Source organism: Sanguibacter sp. Leaf3 (assembly GCF_001425965.1).
Classification (GTDB): domain Bacteria; phylum Actinomycetota; class Actinomycetes; order Actinomycetales; family Cellulomonadaceae; genus Sanguibacter; species Sanguibacter inulinus.
In genome coordinates, this window is the sequence record NZ_LMRH01000002.1 from 1,218,325 (window position 1) to 1,230,642 (window position 12,318).

At 71.7% G+C, this 12,318-nt stretch carries 9 protein-coding genes and 2 tRNA genes; 7 read left to right on the forward strand and 4 right to left on the reverse strand.

The window, feature by feature from the left end; translation table 11 throughout:
- Position 1: 1 nt before the first annotated feature.
- Positions 2-1,267 (reverse strand): AI-2E family transporter, encoded by a 1,266-nt coding sequence (locus ASG53_RS12820; protein WP_082544015.1) that lies wholly within the window; start codon positions 1,265-1,267, stop codon positions 2-4.
- A gap of 249 nt (positions 1,268-1,516) precedes the next feature.
- On the opposite strand from ASG53_RS12820, the gene ASG53_RS12825 reads away from it, so the two are divergent.
- The 3 genes from ASG53_RS12825 (at position 1,517) to ASG53_RS12835 (ending at position 7,344) form a co-directional block, all read left to right on the forward strand.
- Entirely contained in the window at positions 1,517-5,713 is a 4,197-nt protein-coding gene (locus tag ASG53_RS12825; RefSeq protein ID WP_235533920.1) for a Pls/PosA family non-ribosomal peptide synthetase, read from the forward strand.
- Entirely contained in the window at positions 5,710-7,128 is a 1,419-nt protein-coding gene (locus tag ASG53_RS12830; protein WP_056133607.1) for a M1 family metallopeptidase, read from the forward strand. The genes ASG53_RS12825 and ASG53_RS12830 overlap by 4 nt, the downstream gene beginning before the upstream one ends.
- A gap of 133 nt (positions 7,129-7,261) precedes the next feature.
- Positions 7,262-7,344, forward strand: a tRNA-Leu gene (locus ASG53_RS12835).
- A 98-nt stretch (positions 7,345-7,442) separates the two neighbouring features.
- On the opposite strand, the gene ASG53_RS12840 is transcribed toward ASG53_RS12835, so the two are convergent.
- Positions 7,443-8,687 carry an amidohydrolase gene (locus ASG53_RS12840; protein ID WP_056133610.1) on the reverse strand — a complete coding sequence of 415 codons (1,245 nt, stop codon included), beginning with the start codon at positions 8,685-8,687 and terminating at the stop codon, positions 7,443-7,445.
- 232 nt (positions 8,688-8,919) lie between these two features.
- Between ASG53_RS12840 and ASG53_RS12845 the strand changes: the two genes are divergently transcribed.
- The 3 genes from ASG53_RS12845 (at position 8,920) to ASG53_RS12855 (ending at position 9,953) form a co-directional block, all read left to right on the forward strand.
- Positions 8,920-9,002 (forward strand) — tRNA-Leu (locus tag ASG53_RS12845).
- A gap of 176 nt (positions 9,003-9,178) precedes the next feature.
- Complete coding sequence (locus tag ASG53_RS12850) at positions 9,179-9,550, forward strand: VOC family protein (RefSeq protein ID WP_056133613.1); 372 nt, start codon at positions 9,179-9,181, stop codon at positions 9,548-9,550.
- Between the two features lie 40 nt (positions 9,551-9,590).
- Positions 9,591-9,953, forward strand: a complete 363-nt coding sequence (locus ASG53_RS12855; protein ID WP_082544016.1) for a GntR family transcriptional regulator — start codon at positions 9,591-9,593, stop codon at positions 9,951-9,953.
- A 63-nt stretch (positions 9,954-10,016) separates the two neighbouring features.
- On the opposite strand, the gene ASG53_RS12860 is transcribed toward ASG53_RS12855, so the two are convergent.
- Positions 10,017-10,463, reverse strand: a complete 447-nt coding sequence (locus ASG53_RS12860) for a methylglyoxal synthase (RefSeq protein ID WP_056133621.1) — start codon at positions 10,461-10,463, stop codon at positions 10,017-10,019.
- A 228-nt stretch (positions 10,464-10,691) separates the two neighbouring features.
- Positions 10,692-11,306, reverse strand: a complete 615-nt coding sequence (locus tag ASG53_RS12865; RefSeq protein ID WP_056134296.1) for a LysE/ArgO family amino acid transporter — start codon at positions 11,304-11,306, stop codon at positions 10,692-10,694.
- 68 nt (positions 11,307-11,374) lie between these two features.
- On the opposite strand from ASG53_RS12865, the gene ASG53_RS12870 reads away from it, so the two are divergent.
- Positions 11,375-12,262: a LysR family transcriptional regulator ArgP gene (locus ASG53_RS12870; RefSeq protein WP_056133624.1), complete on the forward strand. Its 888-nt coding sequence runs from the start codon at positions 11,375-11,377 to the stop codon at positions 12,260-12,262.
- Positions 12,263-12,318 lie beyond the last annotated feature (56 nt).

Here is a 12,318-nt window from a genome sequence, read left to right on the forward strand (position 1 = left end):
GTCACGCCGTGCTGGTCGGTGGTTCCTGCGTGGTGCTCCTGGACGTCGGGCGGGTGGTCGGGCCTGCCGGCACGACAGGGGCTGTGACGGACACCGGGGTCTCGTCCTCGAGGGCCCCGTCGTCGTGGTCCTCCTCGTCGTCGTCCAGGTCCTCGTCGTCCACGGGATCGAGCATGGGCGGGTCGAGGGTGCGCAGCTGGGAGTAGACGGCCCACGCGACGGCGACGAGCGGGACGGCGATGACGGCGCCCAGGATCCCGGACAGGAGCGTCCCCGCAGTCACCGAGACGGCGACGACGATGGGGTGCAGAGACACCTGCTTGCCCATGACGAGCGGCTGGAGCACGTGCCCCTCGAACTGCCCGATGAGGGCGATGCCGATACCCACGATCGCGGCCTTCCAGATGCCGTCGGCCGCGAGCGCGACGACCATCGCGATGACCATGGCCGCCGGGGCCCCGATGAGCGGGATGAAGGCACCGATGAGGACGAGCACGGCGAGGGGTGCTGCGAGGGGGACACCGAGGATGGTGAGGAACACGCCGGCCAGGATGCCGTCGGTCACGGCGATGATGACGGTGCCGCGGGTGTACCCGGAGAAGGTGTACCAGCCGGCTCCTCCGACGACCTTCCACGTGTCGCGCATGCGGCTGGGGAGCTGGTTGAGGAACCAGGACCACATGCTGTCGCCACGGGCGAGGAAGAAGATGGTGCAGAAGATGGCGAGCGCGAGGGCCGTGAAGACCTCGACGACGGTCCCGGCCTGCTCGAAGGCCGTGCCGGCGATGTCGCCTGCGTGGTCCTGGACCCACTGCTGGCCGTCCTCGATCCAGCCGCGCATGTCGTCGACGGTGATGGAGAAGGGCAGCGGGCCGTTCTCCAGGAACTCGAAGATCTGGTCGGTGCCTGTCGCGAACTGGTCGGAGAGCTTCTGCCACTGCCCGGCGACGGAGGCGACGACGTAGGTGAGGAGGCCGCCGATGACGAGGACGCCGCTCAGCAGGGCGAGCGCGGTCGCGATGGCTCGCGGCATGATCTTGCCGTAGATGTTGACGACGGGGCGGAGCACGGCTGAGAACACGAGGGCCACGAAGAGCGCGATGAAGACGAGCTGCACCTTGGCGGTGGCGAAGACGACGAGCCCGACGGCGATCGCGACGATGATGAGCCGCCAGGCCCACCCGGCGGAAGACCTGAGCCACAGCGGGACAGAGTCCTGGGGGGCTGCCGGCACCGGTGGACGGATCGACCCTGTGCTCCGTCGCACTGCTGCGCTCCGTACCCGCTGGCCCGACATGGTGGTCCCCTGCTCTCTGCTCTCGGACCCGCTGGAGGCTGCGGGTCGCTCACCTGCGACACTAACCGTTCTGTACGACGCGCCTGTCGCCGCCGCGCCTCGCGGTCCTCGCGGACCTGCGACAAGTCTGGCGCAGCGCGCTCGTGCTCGCCCGGCGGTGACGCGTCAGTGTCGCCGGGCATTCATGCATCGTTCACCTGAGCGAGGGATCGTCCGACCATGACCGCACCGAGCACCCCCGGCTCGCAGCCCGCCTCGCAGCACGCACAGGGCACCCCCGGCTCGCAGCCGGCACCGAGCACCCTGAGCTCGAAGCCCGCACCGGGCACCCAGGGCTCGCAGCCCGCGCAGGCCGTCCCCGGCTCGCAGCCGGGCGCGAGCCCGGCAGCGTCGTCCCTGCTGCGGGGCGCCCTCGCACCGCCTCCCCGCACGCTGGTCGACATCTTCGCCGACACCGTGGACAGGTACCCCGACTCCCCCGCCCTCGACAACGCCGTGGACGTGCTCACCTACGCTGCGCTCGACGAGGCTGCCGACGAGCTCGCGGCCGAGCTCGCGGGGGTGGGCGTAGGACGAGGCGACAGGGTCGGTGTGCGGATCAGCTCGGGGACGACAGACCTGTACGTGGCGATCATCGCGATCCTCAAGGCCGGCGCGGCCTACGTGCCTGTCGACAAGGACGACCCCGACGAGCGCGCCCGGACGGTCTTCGACGAGGCCGGCGTCGCCGCGGTGGTCGGGGACAGGCTCGTGGTCGCGCCGCGCCCTGTCGTGGGCATTCCGGCAGGTGGGGCAGCGCAGGGTCCGCAGGCGCGGGCTCTCCCCCAGGCGTCGGCACCCTCGGTACCTTCGGTCCCTTCGGCGCCCCGTTCCGACGAGGTCGGTACCGCAGACGAGGCAGGCACCGCAGACGACGACGCCTCGGCGTGGGACGGGCCGGCGACGACCGACGACGCCTGGATCATCTTCACCTCCGGCTCGACAGGCACGCCGAAGGGGGTCGCGGTCTCGCACAGGTCCGCCGCCGCCTTCGTCGACGCCGAGGCACGGCTGTTCTTGCAGGGCGACCCGCTCGGCCCCGGCGACCGCGTCATGGCGGGCCTCTCGGTCGCCTTCGACGCGTCGTGCGAGGAGATGTGGCTCGCCTGGCGGCACGGTGCGTGCCTGGTGCCCGCACCCCGCTCGCTCGTCAAGAGCGGCATGGACCTCGGTCCGTGGATGACGGCCAACGACGTGACCGTGGTCTCGACCGTCCCGACGCTCGTGGCGCTCTGGCCGCCGGCCGCCCTCGACGGGGTGCGGCTGCTCATCCTCGGCGGCGAGGCGTGCCCGCCGGAGATCGGTGCCCGCCTGGCGACCGAGGACCGCGAGCTGTGGAACACCTACGGACCGACCGAGGCGACTGTCGTGGCCTGCGCAGCACGCCTGACGACCGAGCCGCCTGTGCGCATCGGCACGGCTCTCGACGGCTGGGACCTCGCCGTGGTCGACGCCAAGGGCGTGCAGGTCGCGGACGGCGAGACCGGCGAGCTGATCATCGGCGGTGTCGGGCTGGCCCGGTACCTCGATCCTGCGAAGGACGCCGAGAAGTACGCCCCGATGCCGACGCTCGGCTGGGACCGCGCGTACAGGTCGGGCGACCTCGTGGTCTCCGACCCGGAAGGTCTGCTGTTCGTGGGGCGGGCAGACGACCAGATCAAGATCGGCGGGCGGCGCGTCGAGCTCGGCGAGGTCGACAGCGCGCTGCTCGCGCTGCCCGGCGTCGAGGCCGCCGCAGCAGCCGTCCGGAAGACCGGGTCGGGCAACACCATCCTCGTCGGGTACCTCACCCCGGGGCCGGGCTTCGACCTCGAGGCCTCCATGGCGACGCTGCGCGAGACGATGCCCTCGGCCCTCGTGCCGCGCATCGCCCAGCTGGCGACGCTGCCCACCCGCACCTCCGGCAAGATCGACCGCGACGCGCTGCCCTGGCCGCTGCCCAGCACGGGGTCCGCCCCCGAGGCCGAGACCCTCGGCGGGACCGCCGGATGGGTCCAAGAGCTCTGGCTCGAGATCCTCGGGGCCGTGGTGACCTCCCGCGACGACGACTTCTTCGCGCTCGGCGGTGGCAGCCTCACCGCCGCGCAGCTCGTCTCCCAGCTCCGCGGGCAGTTCCCCGAGGTGACCGTGGCGGACGTCTACGAGCGTCCGACGGTCGGCGCCCTCGCCGACGCCCTCGACGCGATGTCCGCACCGACCGGGCTGCGCAACGCCGAGGTCAACCCGGTCCCGGCAGCCACCCAGGTGGCCCAGGTCCTCGCCTCGGTCCCGCTGCGCACGGTCGCAGGGCTGCGCTGGCTGGTCTGGGTCGCGGCGGCGAGCACCGTCGTGGGCGACCTCTTCTCGGTCACCTGGCTGCCGCAGGCGTCGTGGTGGTGGACGGGGCTCGGGGCGCTGCTCTTCGTGCTGCCCGCGGGGCGGATGAGCCTCGCCGCCCTCGGGGCGCGGCTGCTGCTGCTGGGTGTCACGCCCGGACGCTATCCGCGCGGCGGACGGGTGCACCTGCGCCTGTGGCTCGCCGAGCGGCTGGCCGACGAGCTCGGCGCGACGTCCCTCGCGGGAGCCACCTGGATGCCCACCTACGCCCGGATGCTCGGTGCGACGGTCGGCGCAGACGTCGACCTGCACACGCTGCCGCCGGTCACCGGGATGCTCACCCTCGGCGACGGCTGCTCGATCGAGCCCGAGGTCGACCTCGTCGGTCACTGGCTCGACGGCGACGTGCTGCACGTGGGTGCCATCACCGTCGGCGAGCGCGCTCGGATCGGCGCCCGGACCACGCTGGTCGGGGGCGCGGACGTCGGCGCACGCGCCGAGATCGCCCCGGGTTCCGCGGTGGTCGGATCGGTGCCGGCCGACGCGGCCTGGGCGGGCGCCCCCGCCCAGCGCACAGGTGCCGCCCGTGGGCCGTGGGCCGACGAGCGCCCCCCGCGCCGACGGCGGTGGGTGTGGGGGTACGCCGCGACAGCCGTCGGGATCAGCGCGCTGCCTGTCGTCGCGATCGCGACCGCTGTGGCGGTCGTCCTGGGGCCCGTGACCGGTGCGTCGTCACCGGCCGAGGCGGCCGTGCGCGCGCTCGGGCTCCTGCCCCTCGCCTGCCTCGTCGGTGCCGTGGTCCTCGCGGCCCTGGTGTGGGCTTCGGTCCGGGCCCTGTCCCACGGGCTGACCAACGGCATCCACGCCGTCCACGGACCCCAGGCGTGGCGGGCGTGGGCTGTGCTGAGGATCCTCGACGAGACGCGCACGTGGCTGTTCCCGCTCTACTCCAGCTCCCTGACCCCCGGCTGGCTGCGGCTCCTCGGGGCCGAGATCGGCGACGACGTCGAGGCGTCCACGGTCCTGCTGATCCCGAGCCTGACGACGGTCAACGACGGGGCGTTCTTGGCCGACGACACGATGCTCGGCATGTACGAGCTCGGCAGCGGCTGGTTGCGCGTCGAGCGCGTGAAGATCGGCAAGCACGCCTTCGTCGGCAACTCCGGGATGGCGGCACCGGGCCGCAAGGTCCCCAAGGGCGGGCTCGTGGCTGTGCTCTCCGCGGCACCACGACGCACCAAGGCCAAGGGCGGCACGTCGTGGCTCGGCAGCCCGCCGACCCGGCTGCGCAGGACGGCGAGCGAGGTCGACCAGAGCCTCACCTACCACCCGCCGACTCGCCTGCGGGTGGCCCGTGCCGTCGTCGAGGTGTGCAGGATCGTCCCCGTGGTGGTCGCCGGGTCGCTGAGCCTCGCAGTCGTCACCGTGCTCGTCGCTGTCGCCGGCTCGTCAGGCTGGTGGGTCGCCGCGCTCGTCTCGGGGCTCACCCTGCTCGTGGCCGGGGCGCTCGCCGCCGCGGTGACCACCCTCGCCAAGTGGGCCCTCGTCGGCCGGGTCACCACGACGGACCACGCGCTCTGGAGCTCCTTCGTGTGGCGCAACGAGCTCGCGGACACCTTTGTCGAGGTGGTCGCCGCCCCGTGGTTCGCCCGCGGGACGCTCGGCACCCCGGTCCTGGCCGTGTGGTTGCGCTCGCTCGGGGCGACGATCGGCCGCGGCGTCTGGTGCGACACGTACTGGCTGCCCGAGGCGGACCTCGTCGAGCTGCACGACGGGGCGACCGTCAACCGCGGCTGCGTCGTGCAGACCCACCTGTTCCACGACCGTGTGCTCAGCCTCGACCGCGTCGTCCTCAAGGAGGGTGCGACCCTCGGCCCCGGGAGCGTCGTGCTCCCCGCGTCGACCCTCGGCAGGCACGCTACTGTGGGCCCGGTGTCCCTGGTCATGAGAGGTGAGTCAGTGCCCGACAAGACCCGCTGGGTCGGCAACCCGATCGGCCCGTGGGTCGACGAGACCGACCCCGACGAGACCCCCGCGGCAGCCCCGCTGGCCGCCCTGTGACGGCCGAGACGACGGCCGACCCCTACGTGCCGGGTCACGGCGACCCCTCGTACGACGTGCTCTCCTACGACCTCGTGCTCGACTACTCCGTCGAGACCAACAAGCTGTCCGGGACGGCGACCCTGCGGGTCGTCGCCCGCGAGGCCCTCGACCGCCTGACCCTCGACCTCTACGCGCTGCGCGTGTCGAAGGTCACCGTCGACGGCGCCCAGCCGGGTCGGTACTCCCAGCGCCCCGGGCGCCTGGTCGTCAAGACGCGCCGCGAGGTGCAGCCGGGCCAAGAGCTCGTGGTCGTGGTCACCTACGCCGGGACGCCGCGCCCGATGCCCGGGCCGGACGGCGAGGCCGGGTGGGAAGAGCTGGCCGACGGCGTGATCGTCGCCTCCCAGCCGCACGGTGCACCGTCCTGGTACCCGTGCAACGACCGCCCCTCCGACAAGGCGCCCTACAGGATCTCCCTCACGGTGCCGTCCGAGTACCACGTGGTCGCGAACGGCACGCTGACCAGCAGCAGACGCCGCGCCAGCACCACGACCTGGGTGTACGAGCAGCCCGAGCCGATGGCCGCGTACCTCGCGACGGTGCAGATCGGCCGGTACGTCCGCCGGACGCTGCGCGAGGGCACTGACGGCGCTGCGGGCACCGACGGCACCGGACGCGCTCCGGGTGCCGACGGCTCTGACGCTGCTGCTACCCGTGGCACGGTCCCGATCCACGCCGTGTTCCCGCCGACGGCGACGAGCGCCGTCGAGCGCGCCTTCGCCCGCCAGGGCGAGATGCTCGACGTGTTCGTCGACGCCTTCGGCCCCTACCCCTTCGCCGCGTACACGGTCGTCGTGACCGAGGACGCGCTCGAGATCCCCCTCGAGGCGCAGGGGCTCTCGGTCTTCAGCCAGGGGTTCCTCAGCACCGGGTGGGAGTCGCAGCGGCTCATCGCGCACGAGCTCTCGCACCAGTGGTTCGGCAACTCGGTCACCGCCGCACGCTGGCAGGACATCTGGTTGCACGAGGGCTTCGCCTGCTACGCGGAGTGGGTGTGGTCCGAGGCCTCGGGCGGGCGGTCTGCCGCCGATCACGCCGCAGAGCAGCACGCACGTCTCGCCGCGCTCCCCCAGGACCTCGTCCTCGGGGACCCGGGGACCGACGACATGTTCGACGACAGGGTCTACAAGCGCGGCGCGCTCACCCTGCAGGCGCTGCGCGGGACTGTCGGCGACGACGTGTTCTGGCAGATCCTGCGGACGTGGGTGGCCGAGCACAGGCACGGGTCGGTGACCTCGGCGGACTTCGTCGCGCTCGCCTCCACGGTGGCCGGGACGGACCTCCTCGAGCTGTTCACGGCATGGCTGACGGGGCTCGAGCTCCCGGACCTGCCGCACGCTCGGCGTTCCCTGCTGCGGCGGATCACCGGCTGACGAGAGCCGTCCCAGCCCTGGTCAGAGGTGGTTCCCGTCACATCCGGGGCAACGGGTTCCACACCTGGGCCCAGGACGTGCTAGATTTTCCGACGCACCCAAGAGGACGGAAACGCTCCTCGACGGTCCACCTGTCCGGGTGGCGGAATGGCAGACGCGCTAGCTTGAGGTGCTAGTGCCCTAACGGGCGTGGGGGTTCAAGTCCCCCTCCGGACACAGTGCAGGACAGCACGACGCAGAGACGACAGAGCGGCCTCGGGATCATCCCGGGGCCGCTTCGTCGTCCCCGGGCCTCTCCGTCACCCCCGCACCTCTCAGGCGACCGGCAACCACGCTCTGGTGGCCCTGACGACCGCCGAGACTCCGATGCCCAGCGTCGGCTCGATCACCGGCGCGTAGTGGGGCGAGTGGTTCGAGGGCACCGTGAGCAGGGCCGGGTCGGTCATGTCCCCTGTGGTGAAGAGCGCAGGGTCTGTCCCGCCGAGGAGCCAGTACGACAGCAGCGCGCCCGAGGCTGTCGCCAGCACGCCCACGTCTTCGCTCCCAGCCCCGGCACCGGGGTCGAGGACGTTCTCCGGCCCGAGCCACCCCCTGAAGACGTCGAGGGTCTTGCCGAGAGCGCCAGCGTCGTTCACGACCACCGGGAAGCGCTCGATCGAGGTGATCTCCGGCTCGCCGGGCGCCCCGGCCGTGGCCATCTCACCCCGGACGATCCGCTCGACGCTCGCCAGGACGTGCTCGCGCACCCCCTCGTCGTAGCTGCGGATGTTCAGCTGGAGCTCGGCCTCCCCCGGGATGACGTTGGCCGCGCTGCCAGCGTGGACGGATCCGACGGTGAGCACGGCGACGGCTGTGCTCGGGATCTCGCGCGAGATCACCGTCTGCAGCCGCAGGACTGTCGCCGCGGCGATGACCACGGGGTCGATCGAGGACTGGGGCATCGAGCCGTGCGCGCCCTTGCCGACGATCGTGACGCGCAAGGAGTCCGATCCCGCGTAGGAGGCCCCCGCGTGACCGGCGATCTTCCCGGCAGGCAGGGGCGCCACGTGCTGCCCGAGCACGACGTCAGGCCTGGGGAACCTCTCGAAGAGCCCGTCGTCGACAAGAGCCTGGGCTCCGGCCCCGAGCTCTTCGGCCGGCTGGAACACCAGGAGCAGGGTGCCCGCCCAGGTGTCGGTGCTGCCGGCGAGGACCGCAGCCGCGCCCAGGAGGCACGTGGTGTGCAGGTCGTGACCGCACGCGTGGTCGACGGGGACCACAGTGCCGTCCTGGTCCGTGGCCGTCGCCGTGCTGGCGTAGTCGAGCCCCGTGTCCTCCAGGACGGGCAGGGCGTCCATGTCAGCGCGCAGCAGCGCTGTCGGCCCGTCGCCGTTCTTCAGCAGGCCCACCACCCCCGTGCCGCCGACCCCTGTGGTGACCTCGTAGCCGAGCGCACCGAGGCGCTCGGCCACGATCCCGGCCGTCCGGTGCTCCTGGAACCCGAGCTCTGGGTGCCTGTGGAGGTCTTTGTAGAGGTCGACGAGCGCTGGGTCGGTCTCGACGTCTGGCTGAGCAGTCATGAGCTTCTCCTGTCTTCGCGGTACCGGTCTTCGAGATGGTTCCCCCAGCCTTGCAGGACGCCCGAGATGCGCCACTGGTGGTGAGATGTGCCAGGTCAGCGCGCTGGAGTCTGGTCACGTCGGGCGTGGCCGAGGCTGCCGCTGTGCACGGAGGTGGTCGAGGACCCCCTCAGATCCGTGCTAGATTTTCCGTCGCAGCCAGAGGACGGAAACGTCCGACGGAGGCTCACCCGTCCGGGTGGCGGAATGGCAGACGCGCTAGCTTGAGGTGCTAGTGCCCTAACGGGCGTGGGGGTTCAAGTCCCCCTCCGGACACAGCGCAGGACAGCACGACGCAGAGACGACAGAGCGGCCTCGGGATCATCCCGGGGCCGCTTCGTCGTCCTCAGGGTCGCGCGGCCTCCGAGAGGGCCCGAGACGGCTATGGTGCTAATCACACCAGGAGACGATGATCAGGAGGTCAGCACCGACCTCACAGAGGGATCCTTCCCATGGACTTCAGGCTCGAGCTCGTGCAGGTGCCCGTCAGCGACATCGACCGCGCCAAGGACTTCTACGTGGACCAGGTGGGCTTCGTCGCCGACCACGACGTCACCGTCTCCGACGAGCTGAGGTTCGTCCAGCTCACACCGCCTGGGTCGGCGTGCTCGATCGTCCTCGACCTCACCATGACCGACATGGCACCAGGTTCGCTCCACGGCCTCCAGGTGGTCGTCGACGACGCCGACGCCGCGCGCGAGCACCTGCTGGCCCACGGTGTCGACGCACCCGAGGTCCAGGACCTGCCGTGGGGACGGTTCACCTCCTTCACCGACCCCGACGGCAACACCTGGGCCATCCAGCAGATCGTGCCGCAGGGCTGACCGATAGGCTCAGGGGCCCCGAGCAGAGGACCTGAGCACCATGATCGCGATCGACCCCGACGACTCCGCACCCCCGTCCGAGCAGATCCGGGCCCAGGTGCTCGCTGCCGTGCGCTCCGGGGCGCTGGCACCGGGCGCCAGGCTCCCCACCGTCCGCACGCTGGCGGCCGAGCTCGGCGTCGCGGTCAACACCGTCGCCAAGGCCTACCGCGAGCTCGAGAAGGACGAGGTCGTCGAGACCCGCGGGCGCAACGGGACGACGGTGTCTCCGCACGGCGACCCCGGTGAGCGGCTCGCCCAGGTCGCCGCCGAGGCCTACAGGGCGCGGACCGAAGAGCTCGGCGTCGACCCTGCGACGGCGCTCGCGATCGTCACGGCGTCGCTGTCTGGCCAGCAGGGCTGACGCCTCGTCGTCCCCGTGCGAGCACGGCAGCCTGGGCAGGCGCAGATCCCTGCTCTTCGAGGCTCAGAGTCCCGCGTCTCGCCCCACCCAGTCGCGCGAGGTCATCTCGGGTCGCCCTGTCCAGCTGTCGGCGAGCATCGGCGAGGAGATGAGCATGTCGGCCGTGGCCACGTTGCACGCCATGGGGACGTTCCAGACCGCGCCGATGCGCAGCAAGGCCTTGACGTCGGGGTCGTGCGGCTGGGGCTCGAGCGGGTCCCAGAAGAACACGAGCATGTCGATGACCCCCTCGGCGATCTTCGCGCCGATCTGCTGGTCGCCTCCCACGGGTCCGGAGAGCAGGCGGGTCACGGGGAGCCCGAGCTCATACTCGAGCATCGTCCCCGTGGTCCCCGTCGCGAAGAGGTCGTGGTGGGAGAGCGTGCCGCGGTTGAACTCCGCCCAGCGGAGCATCTCGACCTTCTTGTTGTCGTGGGCCACCAGGGCGATCTGGTGCGAGACTCCAGGCATGGGTGCTCCTCGGTCGACAGTCCGGGCCGGTGGAGGCCGGCCGTGAGCGGGCAGCGCCGAGATGTCGGCTCTCCCCCACCCTGAGGCCCATCATGCTCGCGGCAGAGGCGGGTCCGCTACGGGGTCCACGTCCAGGCAGAGACCGACCTGGCGCAGGAGCACCCAGGTCAGAGCGCATGCCCACCCGCGACGAGCGCCCGCAAGCCACCGCGTCCCTGCGCATCCTGCTCAGATCCCCGCCACCAAGGTCGCGGCGATGACGAGCATGACGACCGCGACAGCGGCGTCGAGCCAGCGCCACGCCGCCGGCCTCGAGAAGAGCGGCTGGAGGAACTGGGCCCCGAACCCGAGCAGCGAGAACCACACGAGGCTGGCGGTGGCGGCACCGAGACCGAACCACCAGCGGGCGTCCCCGTGCGTCGTCGCGATCGAGCCGAGCAGGACGACGGTGTCGAGGTAGACGTGCGGGTTGAGCCAGGTGAGAGCCAGAGCCGTCGAGACCGCGGCGACAAGAGTCCCGCCGCGAGCACCGGTCTCCTCGGTCTCGGACGTCGGCCGCATCGCCCTGCGCGCAGCCAGCACCGCGTACACGGTGAGGAAGGCCGCCCCGCCGACGCGGGCCCACACGACGAGCCCTGGGTGAGCCTCGATGATGCTGCCCAGTCCTCCGACCCCTGCGGCGATGAGCACCACGTCAGAGAGCGCGCAGACCAGCACGACGGGGAGCACGTGGACCCCGCGCAGGCCGGCTCGCAGGACGAAGAGGTTCTGGGCGCCGATCGCGACGATGAGCGAGAGCCCGAAGGCGGCGCCTGTGAGCACCGTGAGCGCGGAGGAGGTCATGGCGTCACCGTAGAGAGCAGGCAGCCAGTAGTCGAACAACTAGAAGTGATCGAGCATAAGATCTGCTGATGACATCGATCGACTCCCCACAGCTCGCCGCTCTGGCCGCCGTCGTCGACGAGGGCTCCTTCGAGGCCGCGGCCGACGTGCTGCACCTGACCCAGCCGGCAGTCAGCCAACGGATCAAGGCACTCGAGGCCTCGGTCGGGCAGATCCTCGTCCGGCGGACACGGCCCGTCACCGTCACCGAGGCCGGTCGCAGCTATCTGCGCCTCGCGCGGCAGGTCTCTGTCCTCACCGACGATGCCCGCCGAGAGGCCGCGGGATCGGGCACCTCGGGACGGTCTGTCGTCCTGCCGATCGCCGTGAACAGCGACTCTCTCGGCAGCTGGGTGCTCCCGGCGCTGGCCCCGCTCGCGGCAGAGATCGCCTTCGACCTCCACCGGGAGGACGAGGCGCACTCCGCTGCGCTCCTGCGGGACGGAAGCGTCATGGCCGCGATCACCACCTCTCAGGCTCCCGTCCAGGGGTGCACGGTCCGGCGGCTCGGGATCATGACGTACCGCGTCTGCGCGGCGCGCGGCTTCGCCGACAGGTGGTTCTCTGGCGGGGCGACGACGGCAACCCTCGCCGAGGCGCCGGTGGTCGTCTTCGACCGCAAGGACGACCTCCAGGACGCCTATCTGCGCAACCGGAGCGTGGACCCGGGCGCTCCCCCGCGCCACTACGTGCCCTCGTCAGCGGACTACGCCGACGCCGTCCGGCTCGGCATGGGGTGGGGGCTGCTCACCGAGCCGCAGTGCCTCGACGGTCTGGAGAGCGGTGCGCTGGTCGAGCTCGACCCTGGTCGACGCACCGAGGTCACGCTGTACTGGCAGCAGTGGTCGTTGCGGACCGCGGCCCTCGACAGGGTGTCGGCGGCCGTCCACGAGGCTGCGGCTCGGCACCTGCGGTGAACGGGCCTGCGCCCCGGGCACGCCGGCTCAGGGCGTATGCTGGTCCCAGACTTCCG